The organism is Stappia sp. P2PMeth1, from assembly GCF_900185735.1.
Taxonomy (GTDB): Bacteria; Pseudomonadota; Alphaproteobacteria; order Rhizobiales; family Stappiaceae; genus Stappia.
Genome location: NZ_FYAW01000005.1, coordinates 1 through 19,977 on the forward strand (window position 1 = coordinate 1; position 19,977 = coordinate 19,977).

17 protein-coding genes are annotated in these 19,977 nt (G+C 69.0%); 9 read left to right on the forward strand and 8 right to left on the reverse strand.

Annotated elements, in window-relative coordinates; genetic code table 11:
* The 3 genes from P2PM1_RS00950 to P2PM1_RS00960 all read right to left on the reverse strand — a co-directional run.
* On the reverse strand, positions 1 to 868 hold an 868-nt coding region (locus P2PM1_RS00950), incomplete at its 3' end, for a DUF882 domain-containing protein (RefSeq protein ID WP_371636251.1).
* A 328-nt stretch (positions 869 to 1,196) separates the two neighbouring features.
* Positions 1,197 to 3,059, reverse strand: a complete 1,863-nt coding sequence (locus P2PM1_RS00955) for a murein L,D-transpeptidase (protein ID WP_186397862.1) — start codon at positions 3,057 to 3,059, stop codon at positions 1,197 to 1,199.
* A 122-nt stretch (positions 3,060 to 3,181) separates the two neighbouring features.
* Positions 3,182 to 4,744 (reverse strand): sigma-54 dependent transcriptional regulator, encoded by a 1,563-nt coding sequence (locus P2PM1_RS00960; protein ID WP_186397863.1) that lies wholly within the window; start codon positions 4,742 to 4,744, stop codon positions 3,182 to 3,184.
* Positions 4,745 to 4,953: 209 nt separating this feature from the next.
* Between P2PM1_RS00960 and P2PM1_RS00965 the strand changes: the two genes are divergently transcribed.
* The 7 genes from P2PM1_RS00965 (at position 4,954) to P2PM1_RS00995 (ending at position 12,811) form a co-directional block, all read left to right on the forward strand.
* Positions 4,954 to 6,801, forward strand: coding sequence for a M3 family oligoendopeptidase (locus P2PM1_RS00965; RefSeq protein WP_186397864.1), 1,848 nt, complete (start codon positions 4,954 to 4,956; stop codon positions 6,799 to 6,801).
* Entirely contained in the window at positions 6,798 to 7,799 is a 1,002-nt protein-coding gene (locus P2PM1_RS00970; protein WP_186397865.1) for a DUF3445 domain-containing protein, read from the forward strand. Before P2PM1_RS00965 ends, P2PM1_RS00970 begins: the two co-directional genes overlap by 4 nt.
* A gap of 91 nt (positions 7,800 to 7,890) precedes the next feature.
* On the forward strand, positions 7,891 to 9,273 hold the full coding sequence (locus tag P2PM1_RS00975) for an AarF/ABC1/UbiB kinase family protein (RefSeq protein WP_186397866.1): 1,383 nt from the start codon (positions 7,891 to 7,893) through the stop codon (positions 9,271 to 9,273).
* A 165-nt stretch (positions 9,274 to 9,438) separates the two neighbouring features.
* Positions 9,439 to 9,723, forward strand: coding sequence for an aa3-type cytochrome c oxidase subunit IV (locus P2PM1_RS00980; protein ID WP_186390349.1), 285 nt, complete (start codon positions 9,439 to 9,441; stop codon positions 9,721 to 9,723).
* A gap of 49 nt (positions 9,724 to 9,772) precedes the next feature.
* Complete coding sequence (locus P2PM1_RS00985) at positions 9,773 to 10,912, forward strand: Re/Si-specific NAD(P)(+) transhydrogenase subunit alpha (RefSeq protein ID WP_186397867.1); 1,140 nt, start codon at positions 9,773 to 9,775, stop codon at positions 10,910 to 10,912.
* Between the two features lie 11 nt (positions 10,913 to 10,923).
* Positions 10,924 to 11,400, forward strand: coding sequence for a proton-translocating transhydrogenase family protein (locus P2PM1_RS00990; protein WP_186390347.1), 477 nt, complete (start codon positions 10,924 to 10,926; stop codon positions 11,398 to 11,400).
* A 13-nt stretch (positions 11,401 to 11,413) separates the two neighbouring features.
* The gene (locus P2PM1_RS00995) at positions 11,414 to 12,811 is read left to right on the forward strand and encodes an NAD(P)(+) transhydrogenase (Re/Si-specific) subunit beta (RefSeq protein ID WP_186390346.1); all 1,398 of its coding nucleotides are present in this window, start codon (positions 11,414 to 11,416) and stop codon (positions 12,809 to 12,811) included.
* Between the two features lie 97 nt (positions 12,812 to 12,908).
* On the opposite strand, the gene P2PM1_RS01000 is transcribed toward P2PM1_RS00995, so the two are convergent.
* The 5 genes from P2PM1_RS01000 to P2PM1_RS01020 form a co-directional block, all read right to left on the reverse strand.
* A complete protein-coding gene (locus P2PM1_RS01000) occupies positions 12,909 to 14,888 on the reverse strand; it encodes a bifunctional diguanylate cyclase/phosphodiesterase (protein WP_186397868.1) in 1,980 nt (659 codons plus the stop codon).
* On the reverse strand, positions 14,882 to 15,376 hold the full coding sequence (locus P2PM1_RS01005; RefSeq protein WP_186397869.1) for a hypothetical protein: 495 nt from the start codon (positions 15,374 to 15,376) through the stop codon (positions 14,882 to 14,884). Before P2PM1_RS01005 ends, P2PM1_RS01000 begins: the two co-directional genes overlap by 7 nt.
* Before the next feature lie 535 nt (positions 15,377 to 15,911).
* Entirely contained in the window at positions 15,912 to 16,175 is a 264-nt protein-coding gene (locus tag P2PM1_RS01010) for a DUF2312 domain-containing protein (protein WP_067218634.1), read from the reverse strand.
* A gap of 176 nt (positions 16,176 to 16,351) precedes the next feature.
* The gene (locus P2PM1_RS01015) at positions 16,352 to 16,657 is read right to left on the reverse strand and encodes a DUF1244 domain-containing protein (RefSeq protein ID WP_186397870.1); all 306 of its coding nucleotides are present in this window, start codon (positions 16,655 to 16,657) and stop codon (positions 16,352 to 16,354) included.
* A 31-nt stretch (positions 16,658 to 16,688) separates the two neighbouring features.
* Complete coding sequence (locus P2PM1_RS01020) at positions 16,689 to 17,501, reverse strand: N-formylglutamate amidohydrolase (protein WP_186397871.1); 813 nt, start codon at positions 17,499 to 17,501, stop codon at positions 16,689 to 16,691.
* A gap of 193 nt (positions 17,502 to 17,694) precedes the next feature.
* On the opposite strand from P2PM1_RS01020, the gene P2PM1_RS01025 reads away from it, so the two are divergent.
* Complete coding sequence (locus tag P2PM1_RS01025) at positions 17,695 to 18,651, forward strand: DMT family transporter (protein WP_186397872.1); 957 nt, start codon at positions 17,695 to 17,697, stop codon at positions 18,649 to 18,651.
* Positions 18,648 to 19,964 (forward strand): glycerate kinase, encoded by a 1,317-nt coding sequence (locus tag P2PM1_RS01030; protein WP_186397873.1) that lies wholly within the window; start codon positions 18,648 to 18,650, stop codon positions 19,962 to 19,964. The genes P2PM1_RS01025 and P2PM1_RS01030 overlap by 4 nt, the downstream gene beginning before the upstream one ends.
* Positions 19,965 to 19,977: the final 13 nt, after the last annotated feature.

Consider the following 19,977-nt stretch of genomic DNA (forward strand, 5'->3'; position numbering starts at 1 on the left):
GCGCCGGCGCACTGGCGACCTGCGTGCGCACCGGTGCGGGCGGCGTCGGCTGCGTCGAGACATCCTCGCCCTCGTCCTCGTCGCCGCCGAAGATGCGGGCGAACAGTCCGGGGCCGCTCGAGCGGGCGCCGCCGGCCGGCAGGCGGGCGATGCCGCGCTCTTCCAGATCGCCGGAGCGCCGGGTCGGCGACGTCGACACGCTGGCCACGGCGGTCGGCCGGCTGGAGGCGCCGCGCTGATGCCGCGCCAGCGCCTCGGCATAGCCGGGCATCTTCTTGCCGTCGCTGGGAACGTGAATGGTGTCGCCGCGCGGGAACACGCCGGCGAGCTGCGAGCGGGTCATGCGCGGCCAGTGCCGCACCGAGCCCGTGTCCATATGGACGAACGGCGTGCGGGAACTGGGATAGAAGCCGACGCCGCCGATCTCCTTGCGCAGGCCGAGCGCCCGCAGCCTGTTGATGTCGACGCCGGGGATGAAGAAGTCCATCGCCTTGCCGCGCGTGTGCTGGCTGCTCTTGGCGACGCCACGCGAGCGGTCGCGCAGCATGTTGTTGGTCGCCGGCGAGCGATAGGCGGAGACAACGTGGATCGCTTCGCTGGTGCCGGCCTGCTGATACACTTCCCAGATGAGATCGAAGAGCTGCGGATCCATCTGCGTGCTTTCGTTGCGCCGCCAGTCGCGCAGGAAGCGGTTCAGCTCGCGCAGGCCTTCCGACACATAGCGGCCGTTCCGCTTGAAGGTGATCGAAACCCGCTCATGCGTATGGGTGTTGTAGAGCTTCAGGGTCCGCGTCTCGGCGGATGCCGGAGACAGCGACATCGGCGACAGCAGTGCCACGGCGAATGCGGCAAGCGCCAATACGGGCAACGCGCGATATCGCAGCCGGGAAAACCATGCCTCGAGCAATGTCAGTCTCGCTTGTTTGCCGGCGGTTCAGCCGAACATCGCCCCCCGTCGGACTGATGTAAGGGACCGAAGTTAAGAAGCCTTTACCGTATTCCGAAATGAGCGCAAATCGTGGCAAATGCGCATCAATCCCGGAAAAAATGCTGACAACCCGGGTTTTCGCTTAGGTTCTCGCCCCCGTCAAGACCCAGTCAAGACCCCGTCAGCGCCCGGTCGAGGCTTCCTCGAGGCCGGAACGGCATGGCTACGCGCCTGCACAAGAGATTCTGCAAAAGCGATTCTGCGCGCCTCAGTAGTCGGAGCTGGCCCGCTGGCGGCGGTCGAACATGCGCTGCCGCTCGGCCGCGAGATCGACCACCTTCTGCTTTTTCGGGGCCTCCGCCACCGGCGCCGCCGGCGGCCGCGCGCGCTTGACCGGGGGAGCGACGGCGAAGCGCTGCCAGTCCTCCCAGCCCTCGATCTCCAGCGCCTTGGTCAGCGCGGCATTATGTCCATAGATGTCGGGGCGGCGCTGCAGCTTGCCGTTCTCGTCGACAAAGGCGGTGAAATAGGCAAGGTGCACCGGCACCGGCCGGGTCAGGTCGGCCCGCTTCTCCTCACCGCCGATCATCGACTTCAGCCGCGCCGCCGTCCATTGCGTGTCGAGTTGCAGCAGGGCGTCGGCGAAGGCAAACGGGTCCTGCACCCGCACGCAGCCATGCGAGAAGGCGCGGGCAGAGCGGGCAAACAGGCTCTTCGACGGCGTGTCGTGCAGATAGACCGCGTGCCGGTTGGGGAACATGAACTTGATCTGCCCGAGCGCGTTGCCATCGCCCGGCCGCTGGCGGATGCGCACCTGGTTGAGGTTGACGCCCGACCAGTCGACCGAGGCCGGATCGACGACGCGGCCCCCGGCCAGCACCTCGTAATTGCGCCGCGGCAGGTAGCTCGCATCCGACAGGATCGACGGCAGCAGTTCCTCGGAGGCGATCGAATAGGGCACGTTCCAGTAGGGATTGACGATGACGTGGTCCATCACGTCGGAGAACACCGGCGTCTGGTTCGACGGTTTGCCGACGACGACGCGGGTCTCGTAGACCTTGGTCCCGTCGCGGAACAGCCGCGCCGAGAATTCCGGAATGTTGACGAAGATGTGGAAGGCGCCCATGTCGCGCGGCATCCAGCGCCAGCGCTCCATGTTGGCGAGAATGTCGGACACGGTCATGCCGTCCTCGGAGGCGGCGTTCAGCGCCAGCAGGGTCCGGCTGCCGACGACCCCGTCGGCCTGCAGCCCGTTCTCGCTCTGGAAGGCGACCACCGCGTCCTTCACCCGCGCGTCGAACAGCTCCGCCTCGCCCGGAACGTCGCTTTCGGCAGCCTCGCCCGCCGGCTCCATGCCGAGCCGGGCGCGCAGCACGGCAACGCGCGGGTCGCGCATGCCTTCCTTCAGCGCCGCGCCCTCCGGCACCAGTGGCGGCGTCTCCTGCCGGTCCTGTGCGCGGATCTCGGCCAGTTTCTCGCGCAGCGCCGCAAAGCCAGGCTGCGGCGGATTGTAGCTGTCGAGCGTCGTCGCCGCGTCGGTGGCGGCGGCTAGCGCCGCCAGCACCCCTTGCGCATCCGGGCGCTGCGGCTCCAGCGTCACGTTCCGCGACAGCGACGACGGCGCGATACGGCCGGCCTGCGCATGTTCGGCATAGGCGAGCGCCGCCGCCGACAGCAGCACCTCGAACCGCGCCGCCCGTTCCTCGTCCATCCGTCCGGCGGAGCGCGCCAGATCGCCCGGCAGGGCATAGTCCGCCCGCCGCAGCCCGTCGCGCTCGGCCTGGGCCAGACGGGCCACCAGCCGCCGCGCCTCCAGCGTCGGCACACCGTCGGCAATCCACAGCAATTCATGGCCGCGCGCGGCGTAGAACTCGACGAGCTGCCGGCGCCGCTCGGCGCTCATGAACGGCAGCGCCCCGTCGCTGTCGGCAAGCCCCGCCCCCGTTTGCAGCAGGGTGGCCAGCGCCGGCTCGGGCAGCGGCTGCGGCAGCGGCGTCGCGACGGCGGCGGCAGTGTCGGCACCGGTGATCGACCCGGTTGTCGCCAGCGCCGGCAGCGCGCTCGTCAGCATCAGGCCGGCGAAGGTGGCGGCGGCGAGGCGGGCCGGGCGAAAACGGATGCTGCAGGCCATGAAGCTCTTCCGGTTGTCCGGCACGGGCACACCTGTCCCGCGCCAAGGTGATTCGTCTGGATATCCGGCCAGCAAGCCGGCTCGGCGGCGGCAATGCAAGTCACGTTGCGTCATGGGAGCCGCTACTCGGCCGCCTCGGCATCGCCTGTTGCATCGAGGCCATAGTCCTTCAACTTGCGATAAAGGGTGGACCGGCCGATCGACAACCTGCGCGCGACTTCGGTCATCCGCCCGCCATAGTGGTCGATGGCGGTGCGGATCATCTCCGCCTCCACATCTTCCAGCTTGCGGACATGGCCGTGATCGTCGAGCGAGCGCACGAAGCCGAACGGCGCCGCCGGTCCGCTCCCGCCATCGGCAAGGGCAACACCGGCCGTCTCCGGCACCGGCATCGCCGCGGGCGCTGTCTCGCCCGCCTGCGCCGTCACAGTGTCGCGATCCGTCTCCGCCGGCCGGGCCGCCGGCATCCGCACGGCCGTCGCCGCGCTGCCGACGCTTGCCTGCACCTGCGGAAAATCGTCCGGGCTGAGGTGATCGCCCTCGCACAGCACCACGGCGCGGAACACCGCGTTCTCGAGCTGGCGGATGTTGCCCGGCCAGTCATAGGCCTGCAGCATGGCGATGGCGGCGGGCGCCACGGTCGCGATCTGCGGCCGCCCTTCCTCGGCCGCGAACCGCGCCAGGAAGTGCCGCACCAGGTCGGGGATGTCCTCGCGCCGGTCGCGCAGCGGCGGCAGCCACAGCGGGAAGACGTTGAGCCGGTAGTAGAGGTCCTCGCGGAACTGGCCGTCCTTGACCAGGTCGATCAGCCGCCGGTTGGTCGCCGAGATCAGCCGGAAGTCGACCTTCACCGGCCGCCTCGCGCCGATCGGGTCGATCTCGCCCTCCTGCAGCGCCCGCAGCAGCTTGACCTGGATGTCGAGCGACAATTCGCCGACCTCGTCGAGGAACAGCGTGCCGCCATGGGCTTCCTGGAACTTGCCGATATGCTTGTCGACCGCCCCGGTGAACGCCCCCTTCTCGTGGCCGAACAGGATCGATTCGACCAGATGCTCGGGGATCGCGCCGCAATTGACGGTGATGAAGGGCTTCGCCCGCCGCTCGCTGGAGCCCTGGATCGCGCGGGCGATCAGCTCCTTGCCGACACCCGATTCGCCCTCGATCAGCACCGGGATATGCGAGGTCGCGGCCCGCCGCCCGACCCGGATCACCCGCTCCATCGCCTCCGAACGGGTGACGATGTCGTCGAAGGAGAAGGTGCCGCTCGCCTGCTTGTGGATCCGGGTGATCTCGCCTTCCAGCGCCGACATGCGCATGAAGGTGCGGATCGCCACCTCCAGCCGCTCCGGCGACACCGGCTTGACCACGAAGTCCTGCGCCCCGGCGCGGATCGCATTGACCGCCGCGTCGATGCCGGCATGGGCCGTCTGCACGATGATCGGCACGGTCTTCTTCATCTCGCGCAAGCGCGCGATCACGCCCATGCCGTCGAGCTCCGGCATCACCAGGTCGAGGATGACGAGGTTGATGTCGTTGCCTTCCGGCGAGGCCATCAGCGCCACGGCTTCCGCGCCGTTCTCGACGCTGCGCGCGCGGTAGCCGAAGCGCTTGACCGCCTCTTCCAGCAGGCGCCGCTGCACCGGATCGTCGTCGGCGATGAGGATGCGTCCGCCTGTCGGGATCATGCGTGCGCCTGCCTTTCGGGACTTGTCTCAATTCGGGTCACCGTAGCCGCGCACCGGTAAACAAAATGTCCACGTTTGCCGAAGGCCCCTCGCCTGCCCGGTCTTTAGGCGTTGCCCTCCACCGACAATTCACAATATCCAGACACAGGAAGGCGCGGCACGAGCGCCCGCGCAAGAACACGAGACCAGAACACGAGAGCGGAGACGTCATGACCGACAGGGCAGGCTGGACACAGGCACGGATCGCCCGCTCGGCGGCGGAAGGCGGCAGCGCGGCGAGCGAGCTCGGCGCCCTGCCGGAGTGGAACCTTGCCGACCTCTATCCCGGCCACGACGCGCCGCAGGTCCCCACCGATCTGGCGCGGGCGGCCCGCGATGCCAGCGCCTTCGAAGAGCGCTACAAGGGCAGGCTGGAGGAGATCGCCCGCCGCTCCGGCGCGCAGCTCGCCGGCGCGATCCGCGAGATGGAGGCGCTCGACGACCTGATGGGCCGCCTCGCCTCCTTTGCCGGCCTGTTCTATGCCGGCAACACCACCGATCCGGTGCGCCAGAAGTTCTATGGCGACGTGCAGGAGAAGCTGACCACCGCCAGCACCCATCTGATCTTCTTCGCGCTGGAGCTCAACCGCATCGACGAGGCCGTCCTCGACGAGGCCGCCGGCGATCCGGACCTGGCGCATTACCGCCCCTGGCTCGACGACATCCGCAAGACCCGGCCCTACCAGCTCGAGGACCGCATCGAGCAGCTCTTCCACGAGAAGTCGGTGACCGGCGCCGGCGCCTGGAACCGGCTGTTCGACGAGACCATGGCGGGCCTGCGCTTCGATGTCGAGGGCACCGAACTGTCGCTGGAGCCGACCCTCAACCTGTTGCAGGACGCCGATGCGGCGCGCCGCGAGACGGCGGCGAAGGCGCTGAGCACCACCTTCCGCCAGAACCTGCCGGTCTTCACGCTGATCACCAACACGCTGGCCAAGGACAAGGAAATCTCCGACCGCTGGCGCGGCTTTGCCGACATCGCCGACAGCCGGCACCTTGCCAACCGGGTCGAGCGCGAGGTGGTCGACGCCCTGGTCGAGGCGGTGCGCGAGGCCTATCCGTCCCTCTCCCACCGCTATTACGCGATGAAGGCCGGCTGGCTCGGCCGCGACGTGCTGGATTTCTGGGACCGCAACGCGCCGCTTCCCTCCGCCGACACCCGCCGCATCCCCTGGGACGAGGCGCGCGACACGGTGCTTGCCGCCTATGGCCGCTTCTCGCCGAAGATGGCGGACATCGCCCGCGACTTCTTCGACAAGGGCTGGATCGACGCCCCGGCGCGGGCCGGCAAGGCGCCGGGCGCCTTCGCCCATCCGACCGTGCCGAGCGCCCACCCTTACGTGCTGCTCAACTACCAGGGCCGCACCCGTGACGTCATGACGCTTGCCCATGAGCTCGGCCACGGCGTCCACCAGGTGCTGGCCGCGCCGAACGGCGCCTTGATGGCGCCGACGCCGCTGACGCTCGCCGAAACCGCGAGCGTGTTCGGCGAGATGCTGACCTTCAAGGCGCTACTCGGCCAGGCCGAGACGCCGCAAAAGCGCAAGATCCTGCTCGCCGGCAAGGTCGAGGACATGATCAACACGGTGGTCCGGCAGATCGCCTTCTACACGTTCGAGCGCAAGATCCACACGGCCCGGCGCGAGGGCGAGCTGACCTCCGCCGACCTGTGCGAGCTGTGGATGTCGGTGCAGGCGGAGAGCCTTGGCCCGGCCATTCGCCTCAGTGAGGGCTACGAGACCTACTGGACCTATATCCCGCACTTCATCCACTCGCCCTTCTATGTCTATGCCTATGCCTTCGGCGACTGCCTGGTGAACTCGCTCTACGCGGTCTACGAGGATGCCGAGGCCGGCTTCCAGGACAAGTATTTCGCCATGCTGTCGGCCGGCGGCACCAGGCACCATTCGGAGCTGCTCGCCCCGTTCGGTCTGGATGCCACCGACCCCGCCTTCTGGCGCAAGGGCCTGTCGGTGATCGCCGGCTTTATCGACGAGCTGGAGCGGCTCGACGCATGAGCACGACCACGGGCGGAGAGGAGGACCGGTCCTCCTCCCCCGCCGGCCCGCCCGTTTCCCACACCCCCTTTTCCCACACGCCCTATGACGGCTCGACCCGGCCCTTCAGCGTCGGCTTGCAGCCGCTCGACCTTGCCGACTGGATCGAGCCCGACGCCCGGCTCGCCGAACAGCTCAGCGAGAAGGAGCGCCTGCTCGCCGGCGGCGGCGAGGCGCCCGTCCTGCTCGCGGAAGAGGGAACGGAAAGCGCCCAGCAGGAAGTGCTCGATCTTCTCGGCAACCACCTGCCGAACCGTTTCCCGGATCTCTACCGCCGCGAGGGCACGGCGATCCGCATCCTGCCCACCGGGCGCGTGATCGATCTTGCCGAACCGGGCGACATCCCGCTCGCCCGCGCCGCCCGGCTGGTGCAGGAGGACCTGATCCTGATGCGCGCCTCGCCGCAAGGCTACCGACTTGCCGCCGGCGCGCTGTGCTTTCCCTCCTCCTGGTCGCTGGCCGACAAGTTCGCCCAGTCGATGACCGCGATCCACGAGACGGTGCCCGGCTTCAACGACGGGCGCATGGGGCCGATGGTCGCACGCATCTTCGACAATCTTCCCGTCGAGCGGCCAAGCTGGCGGCTCAACTGGTCGCTCTATACTGGCCCGGCGCTGCACCGCCCCTTCCCCAAGCGGATCGCCGCGGACGGCACCGATCCGCAGCGTCTGGCGCGCGACGAGGCCGGCGGCCTGCATGTGCGGGTCGAGCGCCAGACCCTGCGCCGCCTGCCGCAAAGCGGCGACATCCTCTTCACCATCCGCATCCATCACGATCCGGTCGCCGCCTTCGCGCGCCATCCGCAGGGGAGCGAGCTGGCGCAGGGCCTGCGCCGGCAATTGCTGGAGCTGGATGCCGCCCAGGCCGCCTACAAGGGCCTTGCCGCCGACCGCGACGCCATCGCCGCCGCCCTGGAAAGCCTCGCCGCCTCCCTCGCGCCCTCCCGATCCCCGGCGTGAGTGCCCCTGCCGGATCCGGATCGATCCACTATATCTGTCATGACGTAGCAGCAGGTCGGGGCATCCCGCTCCGCGACAGGCCGAGGCACGAATGAGCACACAGCCCCCCCGCGACCGCGAGCAGAACCGCTTGACCGCCCGCGTCGGACGCTATGCCCGCGTCGGCGCCAACATGGGCGGTCTCGCCGCGAAGATCGCCGGCGCGCGCGTCTTCGGCTACACCATCGACAACGAGAAGCAGGCGGCCGAGCTTGCCGCCGCCCTCGGCGGGCTGAAGGGCCCGTTGATGAAGGTGGCGCAGCTCATCTCCACCATTCCCGACGCGGTGCCGCCCGAATATGCCGCCGAACTGGCGCAGCTTCAGTCCGATGCCCCGCCGATGGGCTGGGCCTTCGTCAAGCGGCGCATGTCGGCCGAGCTCGGCCGCGACTGGCAGTCGCGCTTCGCCAGCTTCGACCGCGAGCCCTCGGCCGCCGCCTCGCTCGGCCAGGTGCACCGGGCCCGCGCGCAGGACGGCGAGGAGCTTGCCTGCAAGCTGCAATATCCGGACATGGCCTCGACGGTGGAGGCGGACCTGCGCCAGTTGTCGCTGCTGTTCTCCGTGCATCGCCGCATGGGACCGGCCATCGACACCAGCGAGATCGCCCGCGAGATCGGCGACCGGGTGCGCGAGGAACTCGACTATGTGCGCGAGGCCCGGCACATGGCCGCCTATGCGCGGATCTTCGCGGACGAGCCGCGCATCCGCGTGCCGCAGGTCAGGGCGGAGCTGTCGACCGGGCGCCTGCTCGCCATGTCCTGGCTCGACGGCCGGCCGCTGCTGAGCTTCAGGGACCATCCGCTGGAGGACCGCAACCGCCTCGCCGAAGTCATGTTCCGCGCCTGGTGGCACCCGTTCAGCCATCACGGCCTGATCCATGGCGACCCGCATCTGGGCAACTACACCGTCTTCACCGACGGCGATGCGCCGGCCGGCATCAACCTGCTCGACTATGGCTGCATCCGCATCTTCCCGCCCGGCTTCGTCCAGGGCGTCGTCGATCTCTATCGCGGCTTGCTGCATGGCGACGACGACCTCGTCGTCTCCGCCTATGAGCGCTGGGGCTTTCGCGGCCTCAGCCGCGAGCTGATCGACATCCTCAACATCTGGGCCCGCTTCATCTACGGCCCGCTCTTGAGCGACCGGGTCCGCTCCATCGCCGACGGCATCAAGCCGGCCGAATACGGCCGCCGCGAGGCCTTCCGCGTCCATCAGGCGCTCAAGCAGAAGGGGCCGGTGACGGTGCCGCGCGAATTCGTCTTCATGGACCGTGCGGCGATTGGCCTCGGCGGCGTCTTCCTGCATCTGAAGGCCGAGCTGAACTTCTACCGCCTGTTCAACGAGCAGATCGAGGATTTCGAGGAGAGCACCGTCGCCGCCCGCCAGCAGGCGCTGCTGCAAGGGGTCGGCCTCGCCCCGCGCCCGCCGTCCTGACGTCCCGCCCCTCCGGCATCCGCTCCGAGGGGCCGCGACCGGCTTTCCGCTCGCTGCGCGAGGCCTTCTCCCGCAGCTTGTCCCGCGGTGCAAACTGCGCGTTGCCCAAGGGTTTCTGTCTGCTATAAGTACGCCAAACAACCACCCTGGCCACAAGAGGGATCCATGGCAGACAACAACGCTCCGTCGATGGACTACGCAGAGCACGAGCGCACCTATAACGGCTTCATCAACTTTTCCAAGGTCGGCACCGTCGCCGCCCTGAATGTGATGCTGTGCCTCATCCTCTTCACCTTCGGCGGCAGCGCCGGCACGTTCTTCGGCTGGATCGCGCTGATCGCCACCCTCGTCGCGGCGGCCGTCGGCCTTGCCAGCGGCGCCAAGGGCTGGATCCCGTCCGCCGTGGTGTTCGTCGTCGCCAGCCTGATCGCGATCGTCACCGCCGCTTGACCGCAATTCTCGCGGTCGCAGTCATCCGCATCCTGGGAGGAGACAACCGATGAAACTCGCTGTGCCCCGCGAGAGCGAGGCAGGAGAAACGCGCGTCGCCGCAACGCCCGACACCGTGAAGCGGTTCGTCTCGCTCGGTTTCGCGGTCGCTGTGGAAGCCGGCGCCGGCACGGCGTCGCGCATCGTCGATGCCGATTACGAGGCCGCGGGCGCCACCATCGCCAAGACGGCGAAGGCGGCGCTCGACGGCGCCGACCTCGTCCTCAAGGTCCGCCGCCCCAGCGCGGCCGAGCTTGGGCTGATGAAGAAAGGCGCCGTGGTCATCGCCACCATGGACCCTTACGGCCATGACGACGCGGTCAAGGCGATGGCCGAGGCCGGCATCTCCGCCTTCGCCATGGAGTTCATGCCGCGCATCACCCGCGCCCAGGTCATGGACGTGTTGTCCTCGCAGGCCAACCTTGCCGGCTATCAGGCCGTCATCGACGGCGCCGCCGAATATGACCGCGCCATGCCGATGATGATGACCGCTGCCGGCACGGTTCCCGCCGCCCGCGTCTTCGTCATGGGCGCCGGCGTCGCCGGTCTGCAGGCCATCGCCACCGCTCGCCGCCTCGGCGCCGTGGTCAGCGCCACCGACGTGCGCCCGGCCGCCAAGGAGCAGGTCGAATCGCTCGGCGCCAAGTTCATCGCCGTGGAGGACGACGAGTTCCGCCAGGCGGAGACGGCCGGCGGCTACGCCAAGGAAATGTCGGACGAGTACAAGAAGAAGCAGGCCGAACTGGTCGCCTCGCATATCGCCAAGCAGGACATCGTCATCACCACCGCCCTGATCCCCGGCCGGCCGGCGCCGCGCCTGATCAGCAAGGACATGGTTGCCTCGATGAAGCCCGGCTCGGTGATCGTCGATCTCGCGGTCGAGCGCGGCGGCAATGTCGAGGGCGCGGTGCCCGGCCAGGTGGCGAAGGTCGGCGAGGTCCGCATCGTCGGCCATCTCAACGTGCCCGGCCGGATCGCCGCCTCCGCCTCGGCGCTCTATGCCAGGAACCTGGTCGCCTTCGCCGAGACGCTGGTCGACAAGGAGGCGAAGGCCATTGCCGTGAACTGGGAGGACGAGCTCGTCAAGGCGACCGCCCTCACCCATGACGGCAAGGTGGTGCACCCGGCCTTCGCGCCGGCAGCCGGATAAGGGGGGACGCCATGTCGGAACTCAACGCCAACGAAACGCTGGAGCGCGCCCGCGCCGCGGCGGAGGCCGCGCGCGAGGCGGCCGAGACCGCCCAGGCGGCGGCCGATGCCGCCCGCGCCTATGCGGACCAGATCGCCGGCGGGGCGAGCGACTCGCTCGCCCATGCCGCCTCCGCCCTCACCGGCGGGGCGATCGATCCCTTCGTCTTCCAGTTCACCATCTTCGTGCTGGCGATCTTCGTCGGCTACTACGTGGTCTGGTCGGTGACGCCGGCCCTGCACACGCCCCTGATGTCGGTCACCAACGCCATTTCGAGCGTGATCGTGGTCGGCGCGCTGCTGGCCGTGGGCGTCGACCTTGCCGCCGACGGCGCGGGATACGCGCGGGGCTTCGGCTTCCTGGCGCTGGTCATGGCCAGCGTCAACATCTTCGGCGGCTTCCTGGTCACCCAGCGCATGCTCGCCATGTACAAGAAGAAGCAGAGATAGGGGGCCGGACACGATGCTTTCCGCCAATGTCACCGCCGTCCTCTATGTGGTTTCGGCTGTTCTCTTCATCCTGGCGCTGCGCGGGCTGTCCAGCCCGGAGACCTCGCGCCAGGGCAACCTGTTCGGCATGGTCGGCATGGCGATTGCCATCGTCACGACCCTGCTGACCGCCGCACCCGGCTTCAGCGGCCTGGCGCTGATCGTTGCCGGCCTCGCCATCGGCGGCGGCGTCGGCGCGGTGATCGCCCGGCGCGTGCCGATGACGGCGATGCCGCAGCTCGTCGCCGCCTTCCACTCGCTGGTCGGCATGGCCGCGGTGCTGGTCGCCGCCGGCGCGCTCTATGCGCCGCAGGCCTTCGGCATCGGCACGGTCGGCACCATCCACGGGGCCAGCCTCGTGGAGATGTCGCTCGGCGTCGCCATCGGTGCGATCACCTTCACCGGCTCGGTCATCGCCTTCGCCAAGCTCGACGGACGCATGTCCGGCGCGCCGATCCTGCTGCCCATGCGCCATGTCATCAATGGCGGCCTGGCGGCGCTGATCGTCGTGCTGGTCGCCGTCTTCGTCGCGACCGAGAGCCACACCGTGTTCTGGATGATCGTCGTCCTGTCGCTGGTCTTCGGCGGCCTGATGATCATCCCGATCGGCGGCGCGGACATGCCGGTCGTGGTGTCGATGCTCAACTCCTATTCGGGCTGGGCAGCGGCCGGCATCGGCTTCACGCTCGGCAACATGGCGCTGATCGTCGTCGGCGCGCTGGTCGGCTCCTCGGGCGCGATCCTGTCCTACATCATGTGCAAGGGCATGAACCGCTCGTTCATCTCCGTCATTCTCGGCGGCTTCGGCGGCGAGACCGCCGCGGCCGGCGGCGGCGGGGCGGACGACCGTCCGGTCAAGCAGGGCTCGGCCGAGGACGCGGCCTTCATCATGAAGAACGCCGCCAAGGTGATCATCGTGCCGGGTTACGGCATGGCGGTGGCCCAGGCGCAGCACGCCCTGCGCGAGCTCGCCGACACGCTCAAGGAGGAGGGCGTCGAGGTCAAATACGCCATCCACCCGGTGGCCGGCCGCATGCCCGGCCACATGAACGTGCTCCTGGCCGAGGCCAACGTGCCGTATGACGAGGTCTTCGAGCTGGAGGACATCAACTCCGAGTTCGCCCAGGCCGACGTCGTCTATGTCATCGGCGCCAACGACGTCACCAACCCGGCGGCGCGCGACGATCCGTCCTCGCCGATCTACGGCATGCCGATCCTCGATGTCGACAAGGCCGGCACGGTGCTCTTCGTCAAGCGCGGCATGGGCTCCGGCTATGCCGGCATCCAGAACGAGCTGTTCTTCCTCGACAAGACGATGATGCTGTTCGGCGACGCCAAGAAGATGACCGAGGGCATCGTCAAGGCGCTCTGACCGGCCAAGCGATCCTGAAACGAAGACGGCGCGTCCCTGGGGGCGCGCCGTTTGCGTTTCTCGGCCCGGAAGTGAGAGAAGAGAGAGACGCGCGGGATCAGGAGCGCTGCTGCAGCAGCGGCGTTTCCCTGACCGGGCGGTGCTGCGCCTCGATCTCCTCGCAGAAGGCCGGGATGCCGCTTGCCGCCATCGGCCGCGCGAACAGGAAGCCCTGCACGGTCTGGCAGCCGGTGTCGCGGACGAAGCGCAACTGCTCCGCCGTCTCGATGCCCTCGATCAGGGTCTCGGCGCCGAGCGTCTCGGCCAGTTGCAGGATGCCCTGCACGATGCTGGCGCGCAGGCGCTCGTCGCCCTCCAGCACGAAGGAGCGGTCGATCTTCAAGACATCCGGCTTCAGCCGCATCAGATAGGCGATGTTGGAATAGCCGGCGCCGAAATCGTCGAGCGCCAGGCGAACGCCGAGTTCGGCAAGGTCGGCGAGATTGGCCGCGACCTGCGCGTCGTCGATCAACAGCACCCCTTCGGTGATCTCGATCTCCAACTGCCGGACCATGAGGCCGTGGCGGGCCAGCGCCGCCGCCACCTGCGCGGCCAGACCGGGACTCTGGAAGGTGCGCGGCGACAGGTTGACCGACACCCGGATCCGCCGTCCCAGCGCGTGCCAGGCGGCGGCGGCGCGGCAGGCCGCGTCGATCACGAAGCCGTCGAGGTCGACGATCTGGTCGCCTTCCTCCAGGATCGGAATGAACAGTCCCGGCGGGATCACCGTGCCGGTCGCCGCATCGCGCCAGCGCACCAGCGCCTCGGCCCCGATCACCGTGCCGCGCCCGAGATGGATCTGCGGCTGGAACTCCAGGAACAGGTCGCCGGCCGCCAGCGCCTGCGGCAGCGACGCGCGCAGGGCCTCGGCGCGGTCGCGGCGATCCGAGATGCCCGCCTCGTAGAACACCTGGCGGCCACGGCCGCGCGCCTTCGCTTCATAGAGGGCGGCATCGGCCGCGACCATCGTCTCGTCGATCGTCGCCCCGTGATCCGGCCACACCGCGATGCCGCAACTGAAGCGCAGCGGGATCGTCTCGCCCTTGAACACCAGCGTCGGCGGCTCCGCCATGCGCGCGCCGATCAGCGCGGCGAGATCGTCGCGCCCGTCCTGGCCGAGCGCCAGCGTCACCACGAATTCGTCGCCGCCCCAACGCGCGACGATGCCGCGATCCCCGAAATGCGCCACCAGCCAGTCGGCCGCCGTCTTCAGCAGCGCATCGCCGGCCAGATGGCCGTGCCGGTCGTTGACCGCCTTGAACCGGTCGAGATCGAAGATCAGCAGGGCATGCGCCGGCACCGGCCCGGCGGCGGTCGTCTCCCTCGCCCATTCGGCGAAGCCGCGCCGGTTGGCAAGCCCCGTCAGGCTGTCGCGGCCGCTGGCGAGCCGCAGTTCGGCGACGATCCGCCGGTTGCGCCACTGCAGCGCCAGCGAGATGAAGGACAGGACCAGCAGCATGGTGACGCTGCCGATCACCTCGAACCAGGCGCCGGCGGTATTCTCCGCCCGGATCTTCAGCGCCTCATCGATATCCGCCTCGACGCCGCGGATGTAGTCGCCGGTCTGGCGCACCAGGTCGGCACTGACGCGGCGCAGGCGGATGAGCGCGTCGTCATCGAGGGGCGTCTCGCCCGAGGCAAGCTTGTCCAGCCCGTCGAGCAGCGCCCAGGCGACCGGCGCCACCTTGGAATCGGGCTCGACCAGCGGTCCCCGGGAGAGGCCGGCCAGAACCTCGAAGCGGATGTGCAGATGGTCGGCAGCGGTCGAAATGATCTGCCGCGCTTCCGGCGATGCGGCGTCGACGCGCAGCGCCTGCAGGATGCCGTCCACCTGCGCCACCTCGGCGAAGGTGAACCGCATGTGGCGCACCATATGCTGCCCGGCATCCGGCTCCGGCTGGTTCAGCGTCGCGACGCCGCGCAGCGCCACCAGCGTCGCCACCACGCAGGCACAGGCGACGGCCGCCACGATCAGCCACGGATGCACCGGGCGGAGCAGGGAGAGTTGGGAAAGGATCCGTCTTGGACCGTTCACCATTCGATCTCGGCGATCAGCCAGACGCTGCGGTCGATATAGGCGCGTGCGTCCAGTTCCGGATAGCGGACGATGGGATAGATGATCCGTGCCGGACCGCGCCGGCGCACGGTCAGCCGCTCCTGGCCGACGCGCGTCGCAACGACGATGGGCCAGCGCTCCCAGTCCTCGCGCGGAATGTCGGCCGAATAGCCGTCGGAGGCGCGCACGATCAGACCGCTCGCCTCGTCGGCGCCGATCATCCGGACGAGATCGGACAGGAGAACCCCCTGAAACACGGTCATCGGCTCGTCGGGACTGGCGCGGCCCTCGATCTCGACCATCGGCAGGCGCTCGATCTCCTCGATCGCCAGGTCTCGCGTCGCTCCGCCCTGGGTCAGCAGGATATGCCCCGCCGCATCGGCGGGGGCCACGCTCGTGGCCTGCGCCATCCCCGCCAAGGCGAGAAGCGCGGCGCCAAAAAGAGCTGCGAACATCCGTGCGATTGGCATGCGGTCCTCCCTCCGCCCGGCGTCCGGAAAGGCTCCCTCCGCCTTGCGCGACGCCGCATTCCGCCATTGGAGACCCCTTTGGGTCAGGTCTCGACCCTAGCCTGCGGCCGTGAAGGCAAGCTTAACCAGCCGCCGGAATCTGCAATGCGTCCTGTTTCACGGCAGTCTCCGGACGGACGCCAGATCCCCGAGAACTGCCGGCAAGCGCATGTTTCTGATGTGGTTTTCGAATTTGAACACAGCCCGGCGGACGCCGCCGAAACGGGGCGCATTTCGAATTCACCACTCCAGCGACACAGTTCCGCCTTGCCCCGCAGGGTACGGCGCGAACGCAGCCCCGTCAAAACCTCTCGGCAGGATAAGGCGATTCGCGGTAAATGACTCGTGATTTATACCTAGTCCCCACCTCGACGCTGCGCGTCGCCGGTCAGGCGGCGGGCGCCGCAGGGGCGTGAGGCGAGCCGAGGCGCGACGGCGCGCCCCGCAACGGCCTCCCGGGCGCACCCGGGAGGCATCATTCGGACGGACCTGCCGGTCAGGCGTCGTTGGCCGGGCCGTTCATGCCGAGCGCGTGCATGTAGAGGTCGAGGATCGCGTCCTCCTCCTCGCGCTCGTGCGGCTGCTTCTTGCGCAGCGAGATCACCTTGCGCAGGATCTTGACGTCGAAGCCGGTGCCCTTGGCTTCCGCATAGACATCCTTGATGTCGTCGGAGATCACCTTCTTCTCTTCCTCGAGACGCTCGATGCGCTCGACAAATGCACGCAACTGGTCGCCGGCGACGCCGCCTGGATCGGACATGGGTACTCGTCTCCTTCATGGATGCGGGCGGCACGGCCCGCGGGATCGGGGTGATGGAACGGAGCCGGGAGGCGGGCGCCTCCCGTGATGCCGATCTGCATGCGCGGAAAATCGGGCGGATGCAAGACCGGGGAACGAAGACGGAACGATATTCACATGGGGGAAGTTGCGCCCGCTCACTCGTGCGGGCGGGCCTTTTCGAAGGCGGCCTGCTGGTCGGAGCTGGCCTCCGTCTGATGCAGATCCTTCCACTGCGCATAGGGCATGCCGTAGACGATCTCGCGCGCGGTCTCCTTGTCGAGCGGCACGCCCTTCTCGTTTGCCGCGTCCAGATACCAGTTGGACAGGCAGTTCCGGCAGAAGCCGGCAAGGTTCATCATGTCGATGTTCTGCACATCCGTGCGCTTGCGCAGATGCGAGACCAGCCGGCGGAACGCCGCCGCCTCCAGCTCGGTGCGCGTTGCCTCGTCGATTTCAGCCATCTCAGTCTCCCTCTCTCGCAGCTCTGCCGGCTCAGTCGCAGCGCGATCCGTAGTGGCGGATCGTGTTGAGGTCCGGCACCTCCGCCAGGATCTTTGCCACCAGCGGCACCAGCCGCCGCGTCCAGGCCGCGATGCCGGCCGCATCCGCGATCAGGTCCTGGCGGACCTCCAGCAGCGCATGCGCCAGGCCTCGCGCCGTACCATGCCGGTACATGCAGTCGTTCTTCAAGGCCCCGTCATAGGGCTCGTTGTCGCCCACCACCAGATCGGCATCGGCGCGAAGTGCGTCAAGCAGCGGCAGCGCGAAACGCGGATCGCGGTCCCACAGGATGCCCGCATGCCAGGGCCGCGGCACGCCGCGCCACACCGGCGTGTAGCTGTGGATCGACAGGATCGCCGGCGGATGGCCGTCCGCGATCGCCGCATCGATCTCCGCCGTGATCGCCGCGTGATAGGGCCGGTGATAGGTGGCGAGCCGGTGCGCCCGCTCGGCCGCGTCGTGGCTGGCATTGCCGGGCACCACCGATCCGTCCGACAGGCGCATCACCAGCGTCGGGTCGTCCTCGCCCCGGTTCGGGTCGATCAGCAACCGCGAATAGGTGGTCATCAATGCCGGCGCGCCGAAGGCCTGCGCCAGTCCCAGCGTCAGCTCGCGCACGCCGATGTCATAGGCAATGTGGCGCGAAAATTCCGATGCCGGCAGGCCGAGCGAGCCATAGCGCGCCGGCAGGGCGTTGCTGGCATGGTCGCACAGCAGCAGCAGCCCGCGCGAGCGGTCGCCCTCGATCTTTTCGAACGGCGTCTCGTCGGGGGATTTCGGGGCAGCGAAAAGCGTCTCGGCCATCTCGGTTCCGTTTGCGGGATTGCGGCCCCGCTGTGCACCATATCCGGCGTCCGCTTTCAACCGCATTTTCGTCGCGACTCGCGATAAGAGCTATCCGTGATTTCCGGCGAGACAGGCCGGCAACGGATGCCTAATCTTCGCCAGGCCCGTTTGCCCGGACCATCCGAACGCTTCCCCGAAAGACCGCAAGGCAATGACCACCGCCCCCGCCCCGCTCGCCGCCGCTCCCGACCAGCGCCTCCTTGCCGCCTTCCTCGCGCTGCTCGCCGGGGCGATCGCCATGGGCGTGTCGCCGGTCTTCGTGCGTTTCGCGGATGTCGGCCCCTTCGCCAGCGCCTTCTGGCGTGCCGCCCTCGCCCTGCCGCTGCTCGCCGTCTGGGCGCGGATCGAGCGGCCCGCAGGCACCGCCGCCCCGCGCTGGAACACAGCGACGCTCGCTGCCGGCGTGCTCTTCGCCGGCGACCTGTTCTTCTGGCACCTGGCGATCATGAACACCACCGCCGCCAATGCGACGCTGCTGGCGACCCTCGCCCCGCTCTGGGTGATGCTGGCCTCCGGCGCCCTGCTCAAGGAGCCGGTGACCCGCGCCATGGCCCTTGGCCTTGCCGCCTGCCTCTTCGGCGCCGCCCTGCTCGTCGGCAGCAGCTTCGCCTTCGCGCCGGAGCGCCTCCTCGGCGATCTCTACGGCCTCGCCACCTCGGTGTTCTTCGGCAGCTACTTCATCGCCATGCGCTTCGCCCGGCGCGGTGCTACCGGCATGACCCCCGGCCTCCTGGTCTATCGCAGCTCGCTCGTCACCGCCGCCGTGCTCTTCGTCGTCGCCCTGCTGCTGGAAGAGACGATCCTCCCCGCTTCGCTGATGGGCATCGCCATGCTGGTCGCGCTCGGCGTCTTCAGCCACGCGCTCGGCCAGGGCCTGCTGGCCTTTGCCCTCGGCACCCTGTCGGCCGGCTTTTCCGCGCTGGTGATCTTTCTCGAAGCGGTCGCCGCCGCCGCCATGGGCTATCTCTTCCTGGCCGAGAGCATCGGCCTTGCCCAGGCCCTCGGCGGCGCCGTCATCCTTGCCGGCATCTACATCGCCCGTCCGCGCGCGCCCGTTGCCGCGCCGGCGGCCCCCGCAACGCCAGACCCTTTCAGGACGCCGCAATGACCGACATCCCCGCCAGACGCGCCCTGCTGCAGGAGCTGTTCGCCGCCGCCGTCGATGCCGCCCGCGCCGAGACCTGCCTGCCGCCGCATCTGCCCGCCCCTTCCGACAGCGGCCGCATCGTGCTGCTCGGCGCCGGCAAGGCGGCCGGCGCGATGATGCAGGTCGCCGAACGCCACTATCGCGAGGCCCACGGCCTCGGCCCCGACCGGCTCGTCGGCCTCGGCGTCACCCGCCATGGCTACGGGCGGACGATGGAGTGGATCGAGCTGATCGAGGCCGGCCACCCGGTGCCCGACCGCGCCGGCATCGACGCCACCCGCCGCACGCTCGAACTCGCCGCCCAGGCCCAGCCGGGCGATCATATCGTCGTGCTCCTGTCCGGCGGCGGCTCGGCCAACTGGATCGCCCCGGTCGACGGCCTGACGCTTGCCGACAAGCAGGCGCTGACCCGCGCGCTGCTGCGCTCCGGCGCCACCATCGAGCAGATCAACACCGTCCGCCGGCATCTCTCCCGCATCAAGGGCGGCCGCCTTGCCGCCGCCCGGCCTGACGGCGTGCCGATGACGACCCTCGCCGTCTCCGACGTGCCGCGCGACGAGCCCATCGCCATCGCCTCCGGCCCGACCGTGCCCGATCCGACGACGCTGGCGGATGCCCGCGCGCTGGTCGCCCGTTATGCGCCGGATGCGCCCGAAAACGTCCACCGGGCGCTTCTCGATCCGGCCAACGAGACGCCGAAGCCCGGCGACCCGCTGTTTTCCGGCGCCCGCTTTCAGATCGTCGCCCGCCCCGCCCTGTCGCTGGAGCGCGCTGCGACAATCGCCCGCGCCCGCGGCTTCGAGCCGGAGCTCCTCGGCGACAGTCTGGAGGGCGAGGCGCGCGAGGTGGCAACGGAGCATGCCCGCATGGCCCGCGAGCTCGCGGCAGCCGGCCGCCGCGCCGTGCTGCTGTCGGGCGGCGAACTCACCGTGACCATTCGCGGCGACGGGCATGGCGGACCCAATCAGGAATACGCCCTTGCCCTCGCCCTGGCGCTGGACGGGGCGCCCGGCATCGCCGCGGTGGCCGGCGATACCGACGGCACGGATGGCGGCACCGGTTCGGCAGATGATCCGGCCGGCGCGCTTGTCGACGAGACGACTCTCGCGCGCGCCGCAAGGTCAGGTCATGATGCCGCCGCATTTCTGGAGAGAAACGACAGCACCGGCTTCTTCGAGCGACTCGGCGATCTGCTGAGACCTGGACCGACCTATACCAACGTCAATGACTTCAGGGCCGTCATCATTGACAAGGCGGAAGCCGGTCAGCCATAAGATGACGCGCAAA

Excerpts from the sequence above, each read along its gene's own strand:
- P2PM1_RS00955 (WP_186397862.1), bottom strand. The coding sequence starts at position 3,059 with ATGGCCTGCAGCATCCGTTTTCGCCCGGCCCGCCTCGCCGCCGCCACC.
- P2PM1_RS00960 (WP_186397863.1), bottom strand. The coding sequence starts at position 4,744 with ATGATCCCGACAGGCGGACGCATCCTCATCGCCGACGACGATCCGGTG.
- P2PM1_RS00965 (WP_186397864.1), top strand. The coding sequence starts at position 4,954 with ATGACCGACAGGGCAGGCTGGACACAGGCACGGATCGCCCGCTCGGCG.
- P2PM1_RS00970 (WP_186397865.1), top strand. The coding sequence starts at position 6,798 with ATGAGCACGACCACGGGCGGAGAGGAGGACCGGTCCTCCTCCCCCGCC.
- P2PM1_RS00975 (WP_186397866.1), top strand. The coding sequence starts at position 7,891 with ATGAGCACACAGCCCCCCCGCGACCGCGAGCAGAACCGCTTGACCGCC.
- P2PM1_RS00980 (WP_186390349.1), top strand. The coding sequence starts at position 9,439 with ATGGCAGACAACAACGCTCCGTCGATGGACTACGCAGAGCACGAGCGC.
- P2PM1_RS00985 (WP_186397867.1), top strand. The coding sequence starts at position 9,773 with ATGAAACTCGCTGTGCCCCGCGAGAGCGAGGCAGGAGAAACGCGCGTC.
- P2PM1_RS00990 (WP_186390347.1), top strand. The coding sequence starts at position 10,924 with ATGTCGGAACTCAACGCCAACGAAACGCTGGAGCGCGCCCGCGCCGCG.
- P2PM1_RS00995 (WP_186390346.1), top strand. The coding sequence starts at position 11,414 with ATGCTTTCCGCCAATGTCACCGCCGTCCTCTATGTGGTTTCGGCTGTT.
- P2PM1_RS01000 (WP_186397868.1), bottom strand. The coding sequence starts at position 14,888 with ATGGTGAACGGTCCAAGACGGATCCTTTCCCAACTCTCCCTGCTCCGC.
- P2PM1_RS01005 (WP_186397869.1), bottom strand. The coding sequence starts at position 15,376 with ATGCCAATCGCACGGATGTTCGCAGCTCTTTTTGGCGCCGCGCTTCTC.
- P2PM1_RS01010 (WP_067218634.1), bottom strand. The coding sequence starts at position 16,175 with ATGTCCGATCCAGGCGGCGTCGCCGGCGACCAGTTGCGTGCATTTGTC.
- P2PM1_RS01015 (WP_186397870.1), bottom strand. The coding sequence starts at position 16,657 with ATGGCTGAAATCGACGAGGCAACGCGCACCGAGCTGGAGGCGGCGGCG.
- P2PM1_RS01020 (WP_186397871.1), bottom strand. The coding sequence starts at position 17,501 with ATGGCCGAGACGCTTTTCGCTGCCCCGAAATCCCCCGACGAGACGCCG.
- P2PM1_RS01025 (WP_186397872.1), top strand. The coding sequence starts at position 17,695 with ATGACCACCGCCCCCGCCCCGCTCGCCGCCGCTCCCGACCAGCGCCTC.
- P2PM1_RS01030 (WP_186397873.1), top strand. The coding sequence starts at position 18,648 with ATGACCGACATCCCCGCCAGACGCGCCCTGCTGCAGGAGCTGTTCGCC.